General features: G+C 61.8%; 26 protein-coding genes. 16 read left to right on the top strand and 10 right to left on the bottom strand.

Annotated elements, in window-relative coordinates:
- Positions 1 to 12: 12 nt before the first annotated feature.
- Positions 13 to 1,467 carry a tetratricopeptide repeat protein gene (locus SALMUC_RS06855; protein ID WP_021119954.1) on the top strand — a complete coding sequence of 485 codons (1,455 nt, stop codon included), beginning with the start codon at positions 13 to 15 and terminating at the stop codon, positions 1,465 to 1,467.
- 124 nt (positions 1,468 to 1,591) lie between these two features.
- Here the strand turns inward: SALMUC_RS06855 and SALMUC_RS06850 are convergent, their stop codons facing one another.
- Positions 1,592 to 2,041: a transglutaminase domain-containing protein gene (locus SALMUC_RS06850; protein ID WP_020042361.1), complete on the bottom strand. Its 450-nt coding sequence runs from the start codon at positions 2,039 to 2,041 to the stop codon at positions 1,592 to 1,594.
- A gap of 647 nt (positions 2,042 to 2,688) precedes the next feature.
- On the opposite strand from SALMUC_RS06850, the gene SALMUC_RS29600 reads away from it, so the two are divergent.
- From SALMUC_RS29600 to SALMUC_RS06835, 4 genes are all read left to right on the top strand, one after another.
- On the top strand, positions 2,689 to 2,958 hold the full coding sequence (locus SALMUC_RS29600) for a hypothetical protein (RefSeq protein WP_021119953.1): 270 nt from the start codon (positions 2,689 to 2,691) through the stop codon (positions 2,956 to 2,958).
- Entirely contained in the window at positions 2,955 to 3,428 is a 474-nt protein-coding gene (locus SALMUC_RS29595; RefSeq protein ID WP_020042359.1) for a hypothetical protein, read from the top strand. Before SALMUC_RS29600 ends, SALMUC_RS29595 begins: the two co-directional genes overlap by 4 nt.
- Before the next feature lie 47 nt (positions 3,429 to 3,475).
- The gene (locus tag SALMUC_RS06840; protein ID WP_020042358.1) at positions 3,476 to 4,357 is read left to right on the top strand and encodes a M48 family metalloprotease; all 882 of its coding nucleotides are present in this window, start codon (positions 3,476 to 3,478) and stop codon (positions 4,355 to 4,357) included.
- 250 nt (positions 4,358 to 4,607) lie between these two features.
- Entirely contained in the window at positions 4,608 to 4,871 is a 264-nt protein-coding gene (locus SALMUC_RS06835; protein WP_020042357.1) for a restriction endonuclease, read from the top strand.
- A gap of 90 nt (positions 4,872 to 4,961) precedes the next feature.
- Here the strand turns inward: SALMUC_RS06835 and SALMUC_RS06830 are convergent, their stop codons facing one another.
- The 8 genes from SALMUC_RS06830 to SALMUC_RS29590 all read right to left on the bottom strand — a co-directional run bounded on the left by SALMUC_RS06830 (position 4,962) and on the right by SALMUC_RS29590 (position 10,918).
- On the bottom strand, positions 4,962 to 5,777 hold the full coding sequence (locus SALMUC_RS06830; protein WP_020042356.1) for an ABC transporter ATP-binding protein: 816 nt from the start codon (positions 5,775 to 5,777) through the stop codon (positions 4,962 to 4,964).
- Positions 5,774 to 6,574 carry a pyrimidine utilization protein D gene (rutD, locus tag SALMUC_RS06825; protein ID WP_020042355.1) on the bottom strand — a complete coding sequence of 267 codons (801 nt, stop codon included), beginning with the start codon at positions 6,572 to 6,574 and terminating at the stop codon, positions 5,774 to 5,776. The genes SALMUC_RS06830 and rutD overlap by 4 nt, the downstream gene beginning before the upstream one ends.
- A gap of 3 nt (positions 6,575 to 6,577) precedes the next feature.
- Entirely contained in the window at positions 6,578 to 7,402 is an 825-nt protein-coding gene (locus SALMUC_RS06820) for an ABC transporter permease (protein WP_198014512.1), read from the bottom strand.
- 5 nt (positions 7,403 to 7,407) lie between these two features.
- Entirely contained in the window at positions 7,408 to 7,794 is a 387-nt protein-coding gene (locus tag SALMUC_RS06815; RefSeq protein WP_020042353.1) for a Rid family hydrolase, read from the bottom strand.
- Positions 7,795 to 7,805: 11 nt separating this feature from the next.
- A complete protein-coding gene (locus SALMUC_RS06810; protein WP_020042352.1) occupies positions 7,806 to 8,519 on the bottom strand; it encodes an isochorismatase family protein in 714 nt (237 codons plus the stop codon).
- Positions 8,516 to 9,532, bottom strand: coding sequence for an ABC transporter substrate-binding protein (locus tag SALMUC_RS06805; protein ID WP_020042351.1), 1,017 nt, complete (start codon positions 9,530 to 9,532; stop codon positions 8,516 to 8,518). Before SALMUC_RS06805 ends, SALMUC_RS06810 begins: the two co-directional genes overlap by 4 nt.
- Before the next feature lie 150 nt (positions 9,533 to 9,682).
- Entirely contained in the window at positions 9,683 to 10,591 is a 909-nt protein-coding gene (locus SALMUC_RS06800; RefSeq protein WP_020042350.1) for a LysR family transcriptional regulator, read from the bottom strand.
- A 51-nt stretch (positions 10,592 to 10,642) separates the two neighbouring features.
- Positions 10,643 to 10,918 (bottom strand): hypothetical protein, encoded by a 276-nt coding sequence (locus tag SALMUC_RS29590; RefSeq protein ID WP_156883406.1) that lies wholly within the window; start codon positions 10,916 to 10,918, stop codon positions 10,643 to 10,645.
- A gap of 301 nt (positions 10,919 to 11,219) precedes the next feature.
- Here SALMUC_RS29590 and SALMUC_RS30325 point away from each other — a divergent pair, with 301 nt between their 5' ends.
- The 5 genes from SALMUC_RS30325 to SALMUC_RS06770 all read left to right on the top strand — a co-directional run bounded on the left by SALMUC_RS30325 (position 11,220) and on the right by SALMUC_RS06770 (position 14,284).
- Complete coding sequence (locus SALMUC_RS30325; protein ID WP_020042348.1) at positions 11,220 to 12,359, top strand: DNA translocase FtsK; 1,140 nt, start codon at positions 11,220 to 11,222, stop codon at positions 12,357 to 12,359.
- Complete coding sequence (locus SALMUC_RS06785) at positions 12,356 to 12,751, top strand: hypothetical protein (protein ID WP_021119950.1); 396 nt, start codon at positions 12,356 to 12,358, stop codon at positions 12,749 to 12,751. The genes SALMUC_RS30325 and SALMUC_RS06785 overlap by 4 nt, the downstream gene beginning before the upstream one ends.
- Positions 12,752 to 12,822: 71 nt before the next feature.
- The gene (locus SALMUC_RS06780) at positions 12,823 to 13,443 is read left to right on the top strand and encodes a hypothetical protein (protein WP_020042346.1); all 621 of its coding nucleotides are present in this window, start codon (positions 12,823 to 12,825) and stop codon (positions 13,441 to 13,443) included.
- 48 nt (positions 13,444 to 13,491) lie between these two features.
- Positions 13,492 to 13,857, top strand: a complete 366-nt coding sequence (locus SALMUC_RS06775; RefSeq protein ID WP_020042345.1) for a hypothetical protein — start codon at positions 13,492 to 13,494, stop codon at positions 13,855 to 13,857.
- Between the two features lie 94 nt (positions 13,858 to 13,951).
- A complete protein-coding gene (locus SALMUC_RS06770) occupies positions 13,952 to 14,284 on the top strand; it encodes a hypothetical protein (protein ID WP_020042344.1) in 333 nt (110 codons plus the stop codon).
- Here the strand turns inward: SALMUC_RS06770 and SALMUC_RS06765 are convergent.
- Positions 14,274 to 14,654 carry a hypothetical protein gene (locus tag SALMUC_RS06765; protein WP_425414294.1) on the bottom strand — a complete coding sequence of 127 codons (381 nt, stop codon included), beginning with the start codon at positions 14,652 to 14,654 and terminating at the stop codon, positions 14,274 to 14,276. The genes SALMUC_RS06770 and SALMUC_RS06765 overlap by 11 nt on opposite strands.
- Positions 14,655 to 14,805: 151 nt before the next feature.
- Here SALMUC_RS06765 and SALMUC_RS06760 point away from each other — a divergent pair, with 151 nt between their 5' ends.
- The 6 genes from SALMUC_RS06760 (at position 14,806) to SALMUC_RS06735 (ending at position 21,072) form a co-directional block, all read left to right on the top strand.
- The gene (locus tag SALMUC_RS06760) at positions 14,806 to 14,991 is read left to right on the top strand and encodes a hypothetical protein (protein WP_020042342.1); all 186 of its coding nucleotides are present in this window, start codon (positions 14,806 to 14,808) and stop codon (positions 14,989 to 14,991) included.
- 359 nt (positions 14,992 to 15,350) lie between these two features.
- Positions 15,351 to 16,856 (top strand): arabinosylfuranosidase ArfA, encoded by a 1,506-nt coding sequence (arfA, locus tag SALMUC_RS06755; RefSeq protein WP_020042341.1) that lies wholly within the window; start codon positions 15,351 to 15,353, stop codon positions 16,854 to 16,856.
- Between the two features lie 3 nt (positions 16,857 to 16,859).
- Positions 16,860 to 17,933: an ABC transporter ATP-binding protein gene (locus SALMUC_RS06750; RefSeq protein ID WP_020042340.1), complete on the top strand. Its 1,074-nt coding sequence runs from the start codon at positions 16,860 to 16,862 to the stop codon at positions 17,931 to 17,933.
- Between the two features lie 70 nt (positions 17,934 to 18,003).
- Positions 18,004 to 19,290, top strand: coding sequence for an extracellular solute-binding protein (locus SALMUC_RS06745; RefSeq protein ID WP_020042339.1), 1,287 nt, complete (start codon positions 18,004 to 18,006; stop codon positions 19,288 to 19,290).
- Between the two features lie 67 nt (positions 19,291 to 19,357).
- Positions 19,358 to 20,245: a carbohydrate ABC transporter permease gene (locus SALMUC_RS06740; protein ID WP_020042338.1), complete on the top strand. Its 888-nt coding sequence runs from the start codon at positions 19,358 to 19,360 to the stop codon at positions 20,243 to 20,245.
- Complete coding sequence (locus SALMUC_RS06735; RefSeq protein WP_021119947.1) at positions 20,242 to 21,072, top strand: carbohydrate ABC transporter permease; 831 nt, start codon at positions 20,242 to 20,244, stop codon at positions 21,070 to 21,072. Before SALMUC_RS06740 ends, SALMUC_RS06735 begins: the two co-directional genes overlap by 4 nt.
- Positions 21,073 to 21,134 lie beyond the last annotated feature (62 nt).

Below are 21,134 nucleotides of genomic sequence, written 5' to 3'. Positions count from 1 at the left end.
GGGAGATCAGGAATGCTGAACACGTTGCTCAAAACGACTGCCGCAGCTGGAGTGCTGACGCTGGCAGGTGCACCGGGCTGGGCTCATACTCTCGACGCGATGCTGGAGGAGCTCGATCCGGCAACGCTCGGTGAGGTCAATTTCGAGACATCCTGCAACGAGCAGGCGCAGGCCGCCTTCCAAATCGGCCTCCTTCTGCTCCACCACATGATGTACCGCCAGTCCGACAGTGCCTTCCGCGCTGCGACCGAGGCTGACCCGGATTGCGCGATGGCCCAATGGGGCATCGCCATGACCAACTTTCACCCGCTCTGGCCTGGAGGCCCGACCCCGGACGAAATGGCGGCGGGCAAGGCCGCGGTGGACATGCTCTCGGGGATGCAGATCGGAACGCAGCGGGAACAGGCCTATGTCGGGGCCGTAAAGGCCTTCTACTCCGGCGAAGATCTGTCCTTCCCCGTACGGCTGGACGCCTGGGCGGAGAAGCAGCGCGCCGTATACGACGCCTACCCCGACGACATCGAGGCTGCTGCCTTCGACGCGCTGGCGCAGTTGACGGTCGCCCCGCGCGGCGCCGAGGCCGTGCCCGAGCTGCGGGACGCGGGTCAGCGGATGGACGCCCTGAGGACCGAGGCGCCCCGGCACCCCGGCGGCTACCACTACGCGATCCACGCCTACGACCACCCGGCCCTCGCCGAGATGGGGCTCGAGGTTGCGCGCGCCTACGACAGTATCGCACCCAAGGTGCCGCACGCGCTGCACATGCCGTCGCACATCTTCACACGCCTCGGGCTCTGGGCTGAATCGGCGGACTGGAACGCGCGCAGTGCTGCCGCCGTGCTAGAACAACACGAGGGCGAGACAATCGTCGATCACTACCCCCACGCCATCGACTATTCGATCTATGCCCACCTGCAGGCCGGCAACGTCGAGGCTGCAATGGGTCTTCTGGAGGACCTCGCCGCACATCTGAACCTGCAGGACAGCTTCGGCTCGGCCTATGCCATGGCGGCGGCACCGGCTCGCCTCCCGCTCGAGACCGGCGACTGGGCCGCTGCCGCCGGCCTGCCGACTTCGATGAACCCGGCACTGACATGGGAGCGCTACCCCCAGGCCGTCGGGATGCGCTGGTTCGCCGTGGGGATCGGAGCGGCCCGCTCCGGGGATCTGAACGCCGCGCGTACGGCACTCGACGAATTGGCCGGGCTGAGGGAGATGATGACCGAACGCGGCATGGGCTACTGGGTCACGCTTGGCGACGCGCAGGCTGGCGCGATAGAGGCCTGGGTCGCCCTTGCCGAGGGGGACGAAGCTCGAGCGCGAGAGTTGATGACAACCGCTGCAGAGACCGAGGACGCGGTGGGGAAGGCGCCCGTCACTCCGGGCCATGTACTGCCCGCCCGCGAGCTCCTTGGCGATCTTCTGCTGGAATTGGGCGAACCCGACGCCGCCGCCCGCGCCTTTTGAGGCCGCGCTGGAGCAGACTCCTAACCGGGCGCGCAGCCTGGCAGGGCTGGGAGAGGCCACCGAAGGCTGAATAGCGGGATCCAGTGTGTCCGGCCGGATCCCGCGAACAAAAGGCCGTAGGGCGTCAGGAATCCGGCCGGTCGCCGACGTGTATCTTGGTCCCGACTCGGGGATCGTTCTTGCGCCAAGCACGGGTGTCATCGAGCCACAGCCAGTGGCTGACACGATCCATGTTGTGATGAAGCGGGGTCGTTCTGCGCTTGGTGTCGCCGATACTCCAGAACTTCCCGTTGTCGTCCTGGTAAAAACCGAGGATGTGGTCGGAGATACTGTCCAGGTTGTCCCAGTCCGATGAGGTGATGACGAGTCCCAGCTTGCTCCGCGGAACGCCTGCGCAAAGTGACATCGCGATCACCGTTGCTGCCAGATCGTCACAGTCGCCATCGACGTGATCGTGGGAAAACAGCAATGTCTCCGGGTAGGCATCCCAGACGTCCTTGTCCTCTCTTCGGTAATCGAAACGGTCATGAACCATGCGGTCGATCTTCTTGACCGTGGCCAGGTTGTCACCCATTGGCCATCCGGCGTTCTGGTAGGCTTGCTGATACCGGGAGCAGCTCCTGAGTTCAGGATTCCGAGCGAACATTGCGCGTGACTTCGTCAGATGGATCGTCTCTGGAGCCGTTCGCGGGAGGGAGATTTCAGGTTGCGTGGGAGTAGTGCAGGCTCCAACGAGCGCGAGGGTTCCGGCAAGCATGCCGATCTTGACGGTTTGCCGCAGGCCGGCGCGGGCATGTAAGGATAGTGTTTTCATGCGCCGGGTGGTACCCGGTGGCAATTTCTTGCTGATTAATTCTTGGTGGCGTGGCTGGTCAGACCGGTTCTTGTGAGGGCCCAATAATCGGAAGGCGTGTTTGCGAAATTGTCCTGTCGTCTCCTGGTTGCATGTCCAGAGAAGATAACTCAGGATGCGGCAGAACTGAGGTGCGAGTTGAATAAATGTACAAGAAACGGAATGCGACAGGCCGATTTGTTCTGGAAGCCATCGGGGCTTCGGGATGGGTTTTGGCTGGGATGGGAGTGCTCTCTCTTCTATCGGGCTTCACGAACTCTAGCGTGGCAGGCACGGCCGTCTCCGCGGGAAACTCGCAAGAGATCATCCTGGGCATGGCCTCAATGGTTGGAGGCCTTCTTTTGGTCTGTGGGAGCAGGATCGGTGTCGTGACCTACGATCAGAAAAGTGTCTCCATCGAGATCCTGAAAATGCTCAAAATGCACGATGGCCCGACAGATGCCTCCGATCCTGAAAATGCCCTGGAGGATCCGGTCATCGTGGGGGATGCGGGGTCCACCTTTCCTCCAGCGGAACGGAGCAACCAGATCTATAAGGGCGTGGAAGTGTCCTATCACGGCGGGCAGTGGCATGCGCTGGGCACGAAATTCAGCTCGCTTGGGCGTGCAAAGACGGCTATCGCTCGGCGGGCCGGGTGACGCCGGAATACAATGACTTCATAGCCGATCAGGGACAAATCAGGCTTGAGTTTGAGGATTTCCTGGATCACGCTCAGGCGTGTCGATATTGGCGGTGCGTAAATTGGATGTACAAGAAGTCGAATTCTAAAGGGCGGGCAATCCTGGCTTTTGTTCAGGTGTTGGGCTTCGTCGCGGCCGGGTGTGGCCTTCTGCTTTTTTTCTTCGGGCTGGGGACTACTGAAAGCCCTGGCGCCCTCGGAGTCCTGGGAGTTCTTTGGGGAATTTCAGTGACTGTCGCAGGTTTGGTTCAAGTCGGCATCGCCAAGGTCGGGGTCGCGGTCTTCGATCAGAAAGACATTTCTCTTGAAATGCTTAGGCTGATGAGGGCCCAGGTCGGTGAGGACCATACGGGTCCGGCTCCAGAGCCGCCTGTTCAAGGAACGTCGCAGGCTGGAGCAAAAAAGGCAATCACCCGGGCAAAAGGGTGAGCCAAAAAATAGTGTTGGTTGCAAGTGAAGTACGAAAGGGAGGGACCATGAATTTGTCAATTTTGAAGAAGTCCGGGCCAGGGGTGATTGCTGCCTTTGCCCTCGGGCTATTGGCGGCCTGCGGCACGACCTATGATCTGCCCGAGGCTTCGGAGGGCCACGCCAGCGCGGCCCAGGCCATGTTCGCCGAGGAGCAGAATCCGGCGACAGCGAAATCTGGTCGGAAATTGTCTGGCACCTTGTCGACCCGACAGTTCCGACGTGTGGTGTCCCGTGTCGAGCCGGTAGCGGAAAGGTTTTGCCGCCAGGAGACCGCGGAGCAGGAGAACTTCAACTGCGATATCTTGATCCGGATCGACAGGTCCTTTCCCGGCAAGAACGCCTACCAGACGTACGATGATGCCGGGCGGCCCGTCGTGGCTTTCACGCCTGCCATGATCCAGGATGCGAGGAACCCCGACGAACTGGCTTTCGTGCTCGGACACGAGATGGGACATCACATCGGTCAGCACCAGCACAAGCAGCAGCAACAGGCGATGGCCGGTGCGCTCATCATGGGTGCAATGACGGCCTACGGCCAGGCGCAAGCCAATGCGGCGAACCCCTACCGCTACAGAGGCGGCGAGCAGCGAGCGCTGCAGAACAGCATGGATGCCGGAGCCGGCATTGGAAAGATGGCCTATTCGCAGACCTACGAACTCGAGAGCGACGTCATCGGCACGGCGATCACACGGGCGGCCGGCTACGATCCAGTCAAGGGCGCACGGTTTTTCGCGCGACCGGAAGAGAAGCGCCTCGGAAACGGTGCGCTGAGCTTCTGGGGCACGCATCCGCCGGATGAGAAGAGACTGGCCACCGTGCTTGCGACCATGGAGTCCATCGAAGCGACCGGCGGGCTCGCCCGCAAGAAAACTTCCGACGGTCAGTAAGAACAGGAAGGACCGGTTGCAAAGAGCTGGTCCGTTCGCTATTTATCCTATGCGTTATGATCGGTGCTCCCTGGCTTGGCCTCGTCGCCTTGTTACAGCCCGGTCGTCTTCCAAGAACAGCCTCGGCTGCTGCGGCGGGTCTCTCATCGAGAGCCCGCCTTTTCACATTTTTGGGCCCTCTGCGCCCAGCGCCTCGGCAATCCGGCTGTCCGGTCTCGGGGTCAGCGCGAGCGGTTCCGGTGACAGGACCATGATGTCGCTGGACAAGATCGGCGGGCCGGATGTGAACCAGCTTCTGGGCACCCTTGGCGAAGGCGAGTATGGGCTCTTTGTTTGTCTCGGGGCGTTCAGCCTCGCTGCGACGGATCTTGAACGGAACCGGCCCAAGCTGAGGCTCGTGGATGGCGAAGGCTTCGTGGAGATGTTGCTCGCCAACTACCCCAAGCTGTCTCCGCGGTATCGGTCACTCATTCCTTTGAAGAATATCTATGTGCCGGACATCGGGAGAGCCTGATCATGGGTAAGGGAACGAAATGAAGAAGGGAGGGGAACGCCCCTCCCTTCTCGCTGGCCCGACTTCGTCACTGGGCCAGGATCAACGATATCAGGCTGCGCCTTTCATGGTCTTGCCCTGTTGTCCGTTGGTGAGTTCCAGCTCTTGCCAGATCGTGGAGAACATCTCCTGGTATTCCGGCCGGTCCCGCACGGCGACCGGGTCGGTTACCTCATCCCCCCATGGCACCTCGTGCACGGTTTTCACCGTGGCTGGGCGGTTGGTCAACACCACGATCCGGTTCGCCATGGAAATCGCTTCACCGATGTCGTGGGTGATCAGGATGACGCTCTTGCCTTCTTCGCGGATGATCCGTTTCACGTCGCTCTGTAGAAGGATCCGGGTCTGAAAATCCAGCGCGGAGAACGGCTCATCCAAAAGGATCACCTCCGGTTCGAAGGCCAGGGTCCGCATCAACGCCACGCGCTGCCGCATCCCGCCGGACAGCCCTGACGGCTTCGAATGCTCGAAGCCGCCGAGCCCGTAGCGCTCGATCAGTTCCTGCGCGATCTTTTTGGCTTCGCCTTTCGGCTTGCCACGGACCTCGAGGCCCAGCGTCACGTTGTCGATGACGCTTCGCCAGGGCAGGAGCAGGTCTTTCTGCAGCATGTAGCCGACGTGGCCACTGGCTTTCTCGACCTCGATCCCGCCGACCGATACCCGGCCGCCCTGCAGCGGAATAAGTCCGGCGATAGCGTTGAACAAGGTGGTCTTGCCACAGCCGGAAGGGCCAACCAGCGCAAGCACCTCGCCCTTGCGAAGATCGAGGGAGATGCTGCGCACGGCCTCGACCGGGTTGTCGCTGTCCTCGTTGTAGACGACCCGGGCCTCGTTGGCCTCGAGAACTGTTTCCTGGCCAATACTCATGCGGTCTCTCCCGTCAGGAATTCCATGGCGATGGCATTGAACTCGTCCGGGAGGACCTGGCTCGCGGCATGCCCGCCGTCGGCCATGATCGATAGGCGCGCGTTCGGGATCGCCTCTGCAAGGGCTTCCGAGAAGTAGGCCGGGGTCAGATGGTCGTTGGCAACTCCCATGACCAGCACATCGTGCGTGATCTCGCCGAGATGTGCCGTCATATCGAAGGCCAGAAGCGCATCGATGCGGCTTGCCATGATATCTGGGTCGTGGTGCCCGCTGTAGAAGCCGCTTTCGCCGCGCTCCAGCGCCTCGATATTGTCTCGGACCCACCAGCTGGGATTAAGGAAGAGCGGTGTGGCCTTCAGGTAGGCCTCAACCCCTGCCTCCAGAAGCAGCGTCTTGCGCACCTCGAAACATCTACGGAAGAACCCGTCCGCCTTGGTCCAGCCCGAAGCAAGGATGATCTTGCCCAGCCGTTCGGGTTGTTTCGTGGCGATCACCTGTGCGACCGAGGCGCCCGTCGAATGCCCCATGAAATCGGCCTCACCGATCCCGAGCGCATCCATGAGAGCAAGCGTGTCATCGGCCATCTGTTCGACCGAATAGGTGATCTTGGAACGGCTGCTCTGTCCCGTGCCGCGGTGATCGTGGATGATCACCCGGAACTTGTCCGAGAAAGGTTCGATCTGCGGGGTCCAGTATGACCCGACCCCGCCGAGCCCGGCCACCAGGACAAGCGGACGGCCTTCGCCATGTTCCTCGTAGTAAAGGCTTTCACCGTCAGGAAGGGTAATTGTCGGCATCTCTCACTTCTCCATGTCGAGCATTTTCTCGATCCGTGCGACGACGGCTTCGAGGATGAGCGCCATGAACATCAGGCTGAAAATGCCCACCCAGACGGAATCCAGGTCGTAGAGCTGGCCTGCGTAGTAGACCATGTAGCCAAGGCCTTCCTCGGCCGAAATGTATTCGCCGACCACGGCGCCGATCAGGGCGAAGCCGACGTTCAGCCTGAGCGCCGAGACGATCCACGGGACGCTTCCCGGCATCACGATCTTCCGGAACGTCTGCCATTGCGTGGCGCCGAGGGACTTCATCAACCTGATCAGGTCCTGGTCTACCTCCTGCGTGCCCTTGTAGGCCTGCAGGAAGGCGACGATGAAGGTGATGATCGCGGCGATGGCAATCTTGCTCTCCATGCCGAGGCCGAACCAGACGATGATGAGCGGAGCCAGCGCAATCTTCGGAACGCCGTTCAGCGCGATCATGTAAGGATGCAGGATCTTGGCCCAGAGCGGCGAAAGCCACAGCATCAGTCCGCACAGACTGCCCAGGGAACAGCCGATCACGAACCCGATGATGACTTCCTGGCCAGTCACCCAGAAGTGCCGCAACAGGGTGCCGTTGGCGATCTGCTCGGCAAATGCCTGCATGACGCCCCAGGGTGTGCCGTAGACGTAGGGTTTGAGGGTGCCGGTCCACAGTCCGATTTGCCAGACCGCGACAATCGCGATGAGCACCGCCACCTGGTAGGCCATGATGCGCAGGCGACCTGTCGAATTGCGAGGTCGCCTTTTCGGGGCAGGTGGCGCCGCTGTCTGTTTCTTGGCCTCGCCGATATCTGTCGCCATGGCCATCAGGCGTCCCCGAGGTAGGCGGTCGCCGCGATCTCCACCAGCAGCTCCTCGCGGACCAGTTCCGAGATGATGCAGTACCGCGCCGGCGGGTTCTCACCGAAGTATTCGGCGTAGACCTCGTTGAAGGCGGCATAGTCGGCGCGGTTCTTGATGAAGATCTGGTTGTAGCAGACATCGGCGAGCGTTCCGCCGGCGGCCTCGACCACGCGCTTGACCTCCTCGATAACGTAGCGGGTCTGGGCCTTCATATCGCCCTCGTAGAGGCTTTCGCCATTCTGACCCAGCGCCAGAATTCCGGCCGTGAAGACCGTATTGCCGACCTTGCTGCCCGGGACGAAGGGAGCGATGGGCTTGGGGGCGCCTTCGGGAAAAATGGGTGTGAACATGACGGGTCTCCTTAGGTGTTCGCTGCCGGCGGGGCGGCCAGCGTTTCGGTCAGCGCGTCCAGGGTCGCGGTCCAGCCGAAGAATTTTTGCGTGTTGAAGATGGTCGCTTCCTGCAGGAACGCGGGCCCTGCCTGGAGGCAGCAGTCGCTCATCAGGATGGGGTGGTATTCCAGACCGAAGGCATCTCGTATCGTCGTCTCGACGCAGACGTTGGTCGCCACGCCGCAGACCAGAAGCGACCGGATTCCGCGCGTGCGGAGCATTGAATCGAGTGCCGTGTTGACGAACCCCGAGTAGCGGGGCTTTGGCAGGATGATGTCTCCGTCTTTCGGCTGCACACCATCGACCAATGCATAGTCCCAGCCACCCTTCGCCAAGAGCTTGCCCTGCAGTTCGGGGCGCTCCCGCATGACGCGGAGAGCGTTGGATTTCGCCACGTTGATCGAGGCGGGACCGCCGGCCTCGACGTATTCCGGGTCCCATCCATTCTGGAGACAGATCACCTGGACCCCCGCGCCGCGGCAGAGATCCATCAGCTTGGCGACGTTGCCGATGACGCTGTCGATGCCGGTAAGGTCGAAGCCCGCGATGTCGAGGTATCCGCCCTCGGAGGCATAGGCGTTCTGCATGTCGACGACGATCAATGCCGTGGATTCAGGATCGAACTCAACCGCTTCGGGAAGCGCCGGCAGTGAATGCCGACGCGACTGGTACATGGCGTTCATGACAGGCCGAACTCCTCCGTCGCCTTCTCGGCGAAGCTGTTGTCAACCATCTGTTCGTACGGCAGATCCGCTCGCAACGTGCCGACGCCGTCCTCATGTGCGATGAGCGTGTCCCATTCCTGCTCGGAGATGATGGGATTGCGGGGCACAATGGGGACCTTGCCGAAGAACCGGGGCCGCGCCGCCTCGATGACCGCGGGATCGACCGTCGGGAATTCGGTGGTGGCCACGTCGACGAAGACCTGTTCGTCCTCGTGCAACAGCTTTTCCGCGCCCGCGATGGCGTTGCAGTAGCCCTGCACCAGGTCGGGGTTCTCTTCGGTCAGCGTCTTGGTCACGAAAGTCGAGGAGAAGACTGCCGGCCCGAGGGCCTCGCCCAGCGCGTAGACGACCTCGAGATCGAATTGGGTCGTGCCGATGGAGGCGTCCCATTCGAAGACGGTGGCGAAATCCGCGCGCCCGTCCGCAACTGCCTGGAGCTGTGCACCGAAGGGCAGCTGGAGATAGTTCACGTCCGCTTCCGGATCGAGACCCGCTTGCTTGATGGCGTAGTAGGGCGTCGTGTAGGTGTTCGACGGATATTTCAGCGTGGCGACCGTCTTGCCCTCAAAGTCCTCCGGTCCGTTGAAGGTCGTGCCCGGCTTGGCAAGTACGAAGACGGAGATCTGCCCGGCGATCTTAGCGATGTTCACCATCTGCGCGCCTTCGGCGGTTGCATTGATCGACATGCCGGTGCCGGTGACCGCGAAGTCCGCGGAGTCCGACAGCAGGGCGGGCACGGGCTGGGCGATGCCACCGGCCGATTTCAGCGAGCTGCCCAGTCCCTGCTCCTCGAAGAAGCCTTTGTTGATGGCCGTGTAGAGGGGCATGTAGAGGCCGAGGTGAATGGCCTCGGAAATGCGGGCGGTCTGCTGCTGCGCGAAGGCGCGGCGCGGCATGCCGAGGCCGAGCGCGCCGGCGCTGCCGCCGAGTGCATAGAGAAAGCTCCGCCGGTCCATGTACGATTGCGTCATGGGGGTCTCCTGTTGGTTATCGTTCTGTGCTCCGGCAACAGTAGGCAGGGTAACGGGCCGGACTGCGAACAACGCTACGCGAAAAGAGTGTTTAGAAAAGTGCTGCTTCGGCAAGCCCCTGTTGCGCAATATGCAACACCCAGTGCCTCATCACTGACCTAGAGCCTCGAAATGCTCCTTCAGAACAGCTGTAAGGGCCTTGGCCGCAAATGAAAGTTCGCGATCCCTGTGCAGGCATAGCGTCACACGCGCGTCGCGAAAGGCCGGCGAGTCCAGCTTCAGTGCGCGCAGCCGACCCGCTGCAATATCGTCAGTCACCATGAATCCAGGCATGAATCCGACGGCATCGCCGTTCATTGCAACCCGCTTGGTCAGCTCCAGCGAGTTGGTGTTCACCACCATCTCCGGGCGGAGCGATTCCTGCGACAAGGCCGTATCGATCATCCGCCGCATGCCGAAGGAGGTTTCGGGCAGGGCCAGGGGGTAGCCCAGCAAGTCCCCGACCGTGATGCATCCGTCTCGCGCGACATTTTCCAGAGCGTGTCCCGGTCGAACCAGGCAGTGCAGCGGCTCGGAATGCTCGGCGACGGTCACGATATCCGACCGCTGCGGCCCATTGAAGGTGATGCCGATGTCGGCCACGTCATCCACGAGCGCGGACACGATGGCGTCGGTGGAGTCGAAATGGAGATCGAAACCGATCTGGGGGTGTTTGTCGTGAAAGTCGTTGATGACTTTAGGCAGGAACTCGGCCACCAGACCCTCTGCTCCGTAGAGCGTCACGCGACCACGATGCAGACCTCTCAGATCGTCTATGCTGTCTCGCACGCGATCAAGATCACGAAACATGCGCTGGGTTTGACGTGCGAGGAGCGTGCCGGCGGCGGTCAGCCGCACGCCCTTTCGGCTTCGCTCGAACAGCGGCGCGCCGAACTCGTGCTCGAGTGCCGAAACCGCCCGGCTGACCGATGACGGCGTGACATGGAGCACTTCGCTCGCCCGCCGGATGGACCCCGTCCGCGCAGACTCGTGGAAGTACTTGAGAGCCGTGAATTCCATATCGTCCCTCGCTTGAGCTTGTGTCTAAGCTTCGGCGATGGACCGGAGAATTCAAGAGATCAGAATGCTCAATCGTCCCCGGGGGGTCGTCGGACTGCAAGAAATGCCGGCATTCCGAACCAACTCCTCCTGGGGCAGGGCCCGACCGTGAGTTTTCAGGATTTCCCAGTGCGCGGAAAATTCAGGATCCTTGGTGGCATTGAGCTTGGCTTCGGCACCGGGGAGCTGCGCCAGGTAGCGCTCGGACACACCGCGGCTGGCGCGGAGGAGCTGGTCGATCTCATCAGGAGGCGGCAGGCAGAGGCCCGAGAGATGGGGCGTGGTCATCGCGATAACCAACCCGGCCGGCCCGGGGGGTCCGAAAATACGAACACCGGGCGCCCGAACATTTTGAGGAAATCTCGGGCCGCCGAGGTCGGGTAGGCGCCGTTGTCCCCGCGGTAGAGGATGACCGGATCGACACATGCGCCGGGCATCCTGATTTTGGGGCCACAAGCCAAGCCAGGGGTGGTCCGGACCTATTCAATAGGGCGGCATGACGATTCTCTTCTTCTCAGGTGTCATGCTGATCTGTTGCGATTTGTTCTGTCATGCGCCAAGGTAGGTTGAATAGATAAGGATTGGTGGCATGCCGAGCGTTGGCGGCGACAAAGCTGAGAGCTTCCGGAGTTATGGTGCGACATTCGAAAAGGCCTGGGCGCAGCTGCCGAGTGTTGCGCCCCACGTCAAGGAGGCTCCCGGACTGACAACAGGCGGCGCTCTGACTGTCCTAAAAGTCGCAGGCGACGCCATCGACGCGCTCAAGGTGGAACGTGACGAGGCTCGGCAGGAGAGCGAAAGCTGGCAGGAATTCCTGGGGCCGGCGAACGACTGCATCGAGGAACTGGGGGCCATGCTGATCCAGAGCGGCCATCTGCATGACGGGGTACTGCTCGAGGCCGGACAATCGCAGACCACCGAGGATTATCGCCTCGCTGGACAGAACATCCTGCGCGCCGTGCGGGCGCTGCTCGACGAAAACACCGCTCTCAAGAAGGGCGCGAACACGCCGCTTGAGGTGGCGATGCGCGTGGTCGGCAACGCGGCAAGCGAACGCGCGGCCGGGGACTGGGACGCAGAGATCGAGGGCGAGGAAGGCATGGCGCCGTGGTCTCGGCTGAACCAAGGGCCCCGAGACCGTCTCATGCTATCGGCGCTCACCGGAATGCTCGAGGACTGGGTTCGGGCAGGCGAACACCTCGTGCTGAAGGAGGAGGCGCCGGTCTCGGCATTCCATCCGGACGCAGTTGTCACTTTGGCGGAAAGCCAGACGGCCGGCCAGTTCCACCCCTACACCTGCGCAAATCGAAACGACGGCAATCACCGGCACATGCTTGGGGACCTCGGGGCCCTGGTGCCGACCGTGCGCGGATGGATCTGCCCGTTCTGTGACTACACGCAGGACTGGGCGCATGGTCTACCGCCCGCAGGCGAGGCTCCGGCCAAGAAAGAGGGCGTGGCGCCGAGAGATCCCGAGGTGAAGCGCCACGAGATCGAAACGGCTGCCGAGATCGTGGCGCTGCACGACCGTGCGGCAACCTCCTTCGTACAGCGCAAGATGGGAATCTCTTATGCCCGCGCTGCCGCGATCATGGAGAAACTCATCGAGGAAGGCGTCGTGAGCGAAGCCAACCACGTCGGCAAGCGGGACGTCCTCGACTACAGCGCGCTGGAGAATGCGGCCGGCGTCCGGCAGATGGTAGCTCCCCGCGAAGGAGAACAGTCGTGATCCACGTCCTTCAACGCATTCCCGGATATCCTGAAAATCCAGATGGGACCCTCGCTGTTTCTGCGGACCGGGATCGGATCGAGTTCCGGGCGCGGTTTTCCGACCCGGCTGCCGAGGACGTGATCCGGGATGGCCTCGAGCGTGGCGACTACAACCACGTGGCCGATATCCGGAAAGACCATCTGGAAGTCGCCTATGCCGTCTCACAAAACATCGAAGCCAACTGGACATCGCATTCCGACGTGGATGCAAAGGTCGACAAGGCGCGGTCCACGAGCATGGGGGACATCCTCATCGATGCGGAGGGCCGTTGCCATGTCGTGGTTATGGTTGGCTTCCGGGCAGTCGAGGATCCTGACATCGTTGGGCGCCTTCGAGAACTCGTCCGCTGAGCGCGAGCGGCGGTCTGTCATCTGCACTGCGCGCGAAATGGATAAGCGCACCGACAACTGAAAGGAAAAACATGGATTCCCGCCCGGCAAGCCATCTTGGCGACATCTTATACTACATCGCCGGCACGATTTTCGTGTTGGAGCAGTACGCGCGCGGGAACAACCTGGTGGCGACGGCATTGGCCGCGGTCGCCCTCTGCCAGGCGGCCATGCGTTCTTTGTCGCTGCACAAGACCGGCGGGATCTATCCCCGAATTGACCTTGTCAGCTGTCTCGTGCGGGTCGTCTGTTTCACAATCGCAACTGGCCTGCTCGCGTATGTGTCCAAGGGAGCCGCTTTCCCGATGGCGGCCTCGGCGGTGGCGTTCGCGGTCTCGGCGTGGATCGAGTGGTCTCGTCGTCCCATTGAGCTCGAATGGTCCGCGCATCCGGATTGGATGCGCGGCAAGGTCGCAAACCACGGGCGGCTTTCTTACCACGTCTTTCAGAATGTTGACGATGATTGGAGGGTTGCCGTCATCGTCAACGGCGTCAAGGTCGACACGCTCTCCGCCTGGAACACGAAACAAGACGCCATGGCCGAAGCGCAGCAGGACTTCGACCGGAGGCGCTCGGCTCGCAGTCCCAGCGATTCAGGGAGCAGGCAGTTTACCCCGTCGGCGCAGGCGTCGGTGACATCGGCCGCGGGCTGAAATTCCGCTCGAGACTGCTTCGAGCCATGGAAGATGAGAGGAAAGCGCATGGATAGCTACTTCGGAAGGGCACTCGTCAACGCCATTGATGTTCTGATGGCGTCCGGCGCCGTGATTTACACAGTCTCGCTCGCCATGTCAGGAGAGTGGTGGAACGCGGCCGCGACGTTTATCATCGTCGCCGTTCTGATCGGTAGTATTGTCGGGCAACGCATCCGACCGGACGTCGATCCCTTCGATGTGACGCCGCGGATGAGCCTGGTTCGCGGAGGATTCTTCCTGTTGGCCTCATTGCTGTTCGGGGTCGGTCTGGCATCCGACCTCGTGGCGGCGATGTTCGCCGCGGCCGGTCTGCTGCACCTGCCCCTGGCTTTCGTGGCCGCCCGGGAGATTGCAGATCGTGAGGCGGACTGATGCTTTCGCGTTCCGCGACCGCACGTCCTAAAAGAACGGCCCGGATGCCTGAGACTGAGAAGGAGACGACCTCGTGAGAAATCAGAAAATCACTATGAGACTGCAGATCATCAGCCCGCTGTCGGATGATCAGGTCGCATTGGTCGCAGGGCATTTGGTGGATGAGCATCGGCCTGCGCTTCCGCAAGGGTGCGCGTCTGAAACGGATGTCGCCACTCGTCTCCGCGAAGGCGAAGCGCTCGCCAGGGAAGACAGTGACAGCGCGGCCGGGGAAACATGGGAGCAAGTCCTGATCACCGATGGCATCAGGTTCTCGCGCACGCACTACTTCCATGTCGAAGAGGACGGGCAGAGGTTCACCTACGACCCCGACCGACGCGGCTTCGCAATCGACGACGTGCCGAACTCGGAATCCGTCAGTACTTGAAGCCCGGACTGCTCGAGGCGGCGCCTTGTTCCTGCTGGATGCAGGTTTCCAGGATCACGTAGCTGCCACCGATGCTGCGTGCCACCTCATCGCAATAGCCAGAGGTCCGGCCGGAGATGGATGACCAGGTCCGCTTGAGGCCGTTATAGGCGCTCTGTTCCTGTTGCAGGCAACTGTTTCGGATCTGGTAAGAGCCGCCCACGGTATCGGCGACCTGATCGCAGTAGCCTTCGGCATCGTAGCGCGGAACAGCTTGCGCGAAAGCCAGGCTCGGCACGAGAAGAAGGGCAAAGACGACAAGGCGAAAAGACTGACTGGGAACCATCGGAACAACCTCGCTTTCGGACACGAGTATCCGGAAATCGTCCACCTGGTTCAAGTTAACGATGACTTTCTGTTGCCCGGAATCGCATTCCCGGCTTCACTATCGAAGCGCGATCCCTGGCGCATGGCACGGCTCCCGGATGCCTTCGTTCCTTTCGGCATTCGGGAGCATCCAACGACGACGGAAGGAGGCGGCCATGGCGAACGATGTCGAGGACCGCGAATACGAGAAGCGGTGCATGGCCGCACTTCTCGACTACGTGGAGCGGTACGGGTTGACGGAGCTTGCTCGTGAGGCGCTGGTGGACCGCTCGACGGAAGGATGCGGACCCGTTTCAGGTATGCCACGCGCCTCCGATCCAGTGCTTGGCCGGAGAGAGTGAGTAACCGGATCCGGTCCGGCGGGAACCGTCAGCACGAACCTCTGAATTTTGCAGAGACAGAATAAGCCCGAGGGGGCGACGAGTTCTCGCAAGGCGGGAATCGGTACGCCAATCGGCGCTCTGCACCTCCTTGAGGAGAGGCTCGAGGGTGTAATTCGCAGCGTGGCTTCCTGGGGATTGCTGCCATCGTCTTGGTGATCATCGCGCTGCGAGCAACATGCAGGTCGCCGGAGAAGTATCTGATAAATCGCAATTTTGACCCCTTCAGGGAAGGCGCTTTGGCTGTTGTCATTGAGGCGGTTGACAGGCGCACCTCTTTGCGACCAGTTTGTAGGACAAATAAGTGAGGAGGGGTCAAGATGCGGGTGAATGCCGACATACATCGCGCGTTCGAAATCGCGAAGATCGATGACAGGCTCTACGCCGCGTTCATCGAACACATGGGACGTGCGATCTATTCGGGGATCTACGAGCCGGGTCATCCGGAGGCCGATGCGCATGGTTTTCGTCGTGACGTGGCGCAGATGGTGCGGGACCTGAACATCCCCGCCATTCGCTACCCGGGCGGCAATTTCGTCTCGGCCTACAACTGGGAAGACGGTGTTGGTCCCAAGGAGGATCGCCCCGTGAGGCTCGACCTGGCCTGGCGAAGCAAGGAGACGAACCAGGTCGGCATCAACGAGTTCGCGGTCTGGGCCGAGGAGCAGGGCATCGAGATGATGCTTGCCGTAAACCTTGGGTCTCGCGGGATCACGGACGCGCGAAACTTCATGGAATACGTCAACCATCCCTCGGGCACTTACTGGTCAGACCTCCGACGCAGCCATGGCGTGGAAAATCCCTACGGCGTGAAGATGTGGTGCCTTGGCAACGAGATGGACGGCCCCTGGCAGATCGGCCACAAGGAAGCCAAGGAATACGGCCGGCTCGCCGACGAGACCGCCAAGGCGCTGCGCCAGCTTACTCCCGGCGCCGAGATGGTGGTTTGCGGCTCGTCCAACGACGAAATGCCGACCTACCCCGACTGGGAGCGCGGCGTTCTCGAGGAATGCTACGAGAACGTCGACTACATCTCGCTGCACAAGTATTTCGGCAACTCGTCCAACGATACGCTCAATTTCTTCGGCAAGGTCGAGGAGACGGGCCGCTACATCCAGTCCATCGCTGGCGTGATCGACTTCGTGAAGGCCAAGAAGCGCGCGACGAACGACGTGCACATCTGCTTCGACGAGTGGAACGTCTGGTATCATATCCGCGAGGAGGATCATCGGCGCTGGAAGTCCTGGGACTGGCCGGAGGCTCCCGACCTGCTGGAAGAGGACTACAACTTCGAGGACGCGCTCTTCGTCGCCTGCCTGCTCAACGAGTTCATTCGTCGCTCCGACCGGGTCAAGATCGCCTGCATCGCGCAGCTCGTGAACGTGATTGCGCCGATCCGGGCCGAGCCCGGCGGACCGGCCTGGCGACAGTCGATCTATTGGCCCTACCAGTTGGCCAGCCTCTACGGCCGCGGCACGGCTCTGAGAGTCTCTGTCGACAGTCCGACCTATGACTGTGCGGTTGCCGACGACGTGCCCTACCTCGACGTGGCTGCAACCCACGACACTGCCGGCGGCACTGTGACGCTTTTCATCGTGAACCGGCACCTGACCGAAGTCGCGGATCTGCGCGTATCTCTGACCGGTTTCGAGGGCGCTACGCTACTCGATCACCGGGTGATGGCAGGCCACAACCTACGTGCCACGAACGGACCCGGCAGCGAAGCAATCGCGCCCGCCAAGGGAAATGGCGTCGCCGTGGAGGATGGAACCCTGGGCGGCAGCCTTGCGCCGTTGTCCTACCATGTCGTGCGGCTGAGGGTCTGAGCCATGTCCGGAGTGAAGCTGACCAACGTGAGAAAGTCGTTCGGTGGCCACGATGTCATCCGGGACGTCTCGCTGGAGGTTCCCAAGGGCGACTTCGGTGTTTTCGTCGGACCTTCGGGCTGCGGCAAGTCCACGCTTCTGCGCATGATTGCCGGTCTTGAGGAGACATCAGGCGGCAAGATCGAGATCGGCGGCCGCAACGTGACCGCCGTCGAGCCCGCACAGCGCGGCGTCGCGATGGTCTTCCAGTCCTATGCGCTCTACCCGCATCTGAGCGTGGCGGAAAACATGGGGTTTTCGCTGCGCCTGTCACGGGCCCCGCGCGCGGAGCGGGAAGAAAAGGTGCGCGAGGCAGCGCGAATTCTTCAACTGACCGACCATCTCGACAAGAAGCCCTCCGCGCTGTCCGGCGGGCAACGCCAGCGTGTCGCCATTGGCCGGGCCATTGTGCGCGAGCCTGATGTCTTTCTGTTCGACGAACCGCTGTCGAACCTCGACGCAGAATTGCGGGTGCAGATGCGGCTCGAGCTGACGCGGCTTCACCGCCAGATCGGCGCGACGATGATCTACGTCACGCACGACCAGGTCGAGGCGATGACTCTGGCCGACGACATCTTCGTGCTGAAGGGCGGCCACGTCATGCAGTCGGGCCGGCCGCTGTCGCTCTACGACGATCCTGACAACCGCTTTGTCGCGGGCTTCATCGGCTCCCCGGCCATGAATTTCGTCGACGCGGTGGTCAGCGACAGCGACGACAGCGGCTTTACCGCCCGCGCCGAGGAAGGCGAACTTCGCGTCGCGCTGCAGGGACCGAAGCCCGGGGCCGGCACGCAGCTGGTGCTGGGTGTGCGGCCCGAACATCTCGAGCCGCTCGAGACCGGCGGATTGCCGGTGAAGGTCGAGGTGGCCGAGGAGCTCGGCGGGAATTCCTATGTCCACTCGCGCTCGGCATCGGGGAAGGACATCGTCTTCGAACGCCGAGGCAACCGCGAGAGCCTTGAAGGCCGTGACCTGCAGCTCAGCGCGCCCGCGGACAAGGTCTTTGCCTTCACACCCGAGGGCGAAAGGCTTCGTTAGGCCGGCCTGCCCGGGCGGCCGTAACAGGAGGGAGGCGCGCCTGCGTCTCGAAATTCAGGAGGAGGACAACATGACATTCAAGACACTTGCACGAGCGTCCGCGCTCGCGGCGCTGGTCGGATCGGCAACGCCGGCTCTGGCACAACAGACCATCACCTGGTGGGATTTTTTCGCCGGCGGTGACGGCGTGCGCATGAAGGCACTGATCAGCCAGTTCAACGAGGAGCATTCCGACATCCAGATCGAGGCGACCACCCTTGAATGGGGTGTGCCGTTCTATACCAAGATCCGGACGTCCGCCGCCGTCGGGCAGGGCCCCGACCTGATGACCTACCACCTTTCCCGCATGCCGCTTGGCCTCGAGGAGGGGGTCCTCACACCGATCACCGAGGCAGATCTCGAGGCCGCCGGGCTGAGCGAAAGCGACTTCTTCGAAGGCTCCGTGGAGGCGGCCAAGGGGCCGGACGGCACGCTCTACGCGGTGCCTTTCGACATCCATTCGGTCGTGCTCTACTACAACAAGTCCTATCTTGAGGGCTCTCGTTTTCTCGACGACGACGGCAATCTCACCGGCATCGAAAGCGTCTCCGACTTCGAGGAGGCCATGCAGGTTGCCGCCGAAAACGGCTCCGAGACACCGCTGACCTATGCCACGGGCGATGACGGTGGGGTTTACCGGGTCTTCTACACCTTGCTGTCTCAGCAAGGCGGAACGCTGATCTCCGACTCCGGAGAGATCCTGCCCGGCGAGAGCACCGAGATGGCCGAGCGGGCCGTCGAAATCATGACCAAGTGGCAGAGCGAGGGCTGGCAGCCAGAGCAGGCGCTCTACGAGGCCTCGGTCGCCCTCTTCACATCGGGCAAGTCGGCCTTCCAGATCAACGGCGTCTGGGAAGTCCCCACGATGACCGACCTTCAGGACAGCGGTGAACTGGGCTTCGAGTGGGGCGCCGTCGAGGTTCCCAAGCTGATGGACGAGCAGACCACCTGGGCGGACAGCCATGCCTGGGCGATCCCGGTCCAGGGCGAGGAGGAGATGGACCCCGAAAAGCGCGAAGCGGTCATGACGGTCATCGGCTGGATGGAAGAACACGCTATTCAGTGGGCAGATGCAGGGCACATCCCGGCCTACAAGCCCGTGGCCGAGAGCGAGGAGTTTGCGGCCATGGAGCCGAACGCGACCTATTCTTCGCTCGCCGAGAATGCCACCTACGACCCGCGTAGCGAAGTCGCGGGCGTGGCCTCGCCGGCCTATGATGCGGCCGTCAACATCATCTCGCCGGCGATCCACGGTTACCTCTCGCCCGAGGACGCCGTCGCCCAGATGAAGGCTGAACTGCAAAGCCGCATGAACTGAGACGGATCGCATCCCGCTCGGGGCTACCGAGTGGGATGCTCCTGACTTCGGGAGGAGAATTGAGAACATGGCCATGATCCACAACAGGTCGCGGCACAGGCTGACGGCGTATTCGCTGATCCTTCCCTTCGTGGCCATCTTCGCGTTGGTATTCGGCTACCCGGTGATCGAGGTGATCCGGATGAGCTTTACGGATGCGCCACTGATCGGCGAGGGCGAATGGGTCGGTTGGGACAATTACAAACGGCTGTTCTCGGACCGGCTGTTCTACACATCCGTCATCAACAATGGCTACTTTGTCCTGCTGACCGTTGTTCCGACCACGGTCATCGCGCTGATGATCTCTTTGGCGGTCAATCGTCTGTCGGGGCGAATGCAGGCACTCGCGCTGGTGTTTTTCTTCACGCCCTACGTTCTGCCGGTATCGGTGGTCACGCAGATCTGGGCCTGGATGCTGGATTTCCAGTTCGGCATCTTGCAACCGGTGCTGGAGTTCTTCACCGGCAAGCCGGTTCCGGTTTTCAAGAACCCCTTCTGGGTGATGCCGGCCGTGGCCTTGGTGACGATCTGGTGGACCAACGGCTTCAACGTGCTGCTCTTCATCGCCGGCCTCCGGAACATCCCCGAAGAGCTCTACGAGGCGGCCAAGCTGGATGGCGCCACGCGACGGCAGCTCTTCTTCCGGGTGACCTGGCCGCTGCTCTGGCCCGTGACAGCGCTGGTGCTGACCCTGCAGTTGATCCTGCAGCTCAAGATTTTCGATCAGGTCTACCTGCTGTCCGAGGGCGGTCCCTTCAACTCGAGCTACGTGCTCCTGCTGATGGTCTATCGTGAGGCCTTCCAGCTCAACAACGGTGGTTACGCCGCGGCGGTCTCGCTGGTTCTCTTCCTGCTGATCGTCGTGATCTCGGTGCTCCAATTCCAGCTTCTGCGGGTCGGAGGGAAAGATAAATGACACGTCAACGACGTATCGAGAACGCTGCGCTCACAGGCCTCACGATGGTCGGCGGGCTGATCTGGGTCTTTCCGCTCTACTGGGCCTTCGTGACCTCGATCCGGTCCGAGAACCGTGTGGTTTCCGATGAAGCGGGACTGCTTCCAGACGAGTTCAACCTGAGTTCCTACATCGATGCGCTGTTCAACTCGAGCCTGATCGACTGGTACATCAACTCCATCGGCACCTCGGTCATCGTCACGGCCATCGTGCTGGTGACAGGTATGATGTGCGCCTATGCTCTCAGCCAGATGCGGTTCCCCGGGCGGAAGTTGCTCTACCTCGTGGTCCTGGGCAGCTTCATGGTGCCGGCACAGGCGCTGGTCGTGCCCCAGTTTGTTTTGATGAATGACATGGGGCTCATCAATCGCTGGGGCGGGATCATCCTGCCGCAGCTCGTCGTGCCGGTGGTCATCATCGTCTACAAGCAATTCTTCGACGCGGTGCCCAAGGAGATGAAGGAAGCCGTGGTTCTGGATGGCGGTGGTGACTACACACTCCTGTTCCGGGTCTACCTGCCGCTCAACTGGGGCATCACCACGGCGCTGGGCATCATCACCTTCATTATGACTTGGAACGCGTTTCTCTGGCCGTTCCTGGTCATCACGACAGAAGACATGATGACCATTCCGGTCGGTATCACGCAGGTCAACGATGCCTTCGGCGTAGCCTACGCGCGGATCATGTCGGTTGCACTTCTGGCCGCGGCACCGGTGGTGATCGCTTACCTGATTTTCCAGAAACGGGTGACCGAGGCAGTGATGATCTCTTCCGGCGTGAAGGGCTGACCCGCCTTACACGACGCCGCGCATGCAAGTATCGCCCCGGCTTTTGCGGCCGGGGTGATTTT

This window comes from Salipiger mucosus DSM 16094, from assembly GCF_000442255.1.
Classification (GTDB): domain Bacteria; phylum Pseudomonadota; class Alphaproteobacteria; order Rhodobacterales; family Rhodobacteraceae; genus Salipiger; species Salipiger mucosus.
Note: the sequence above shows the minus strand (reverse complement) of the source record. Positions and strands in the feature narration are given on the sequence as shown.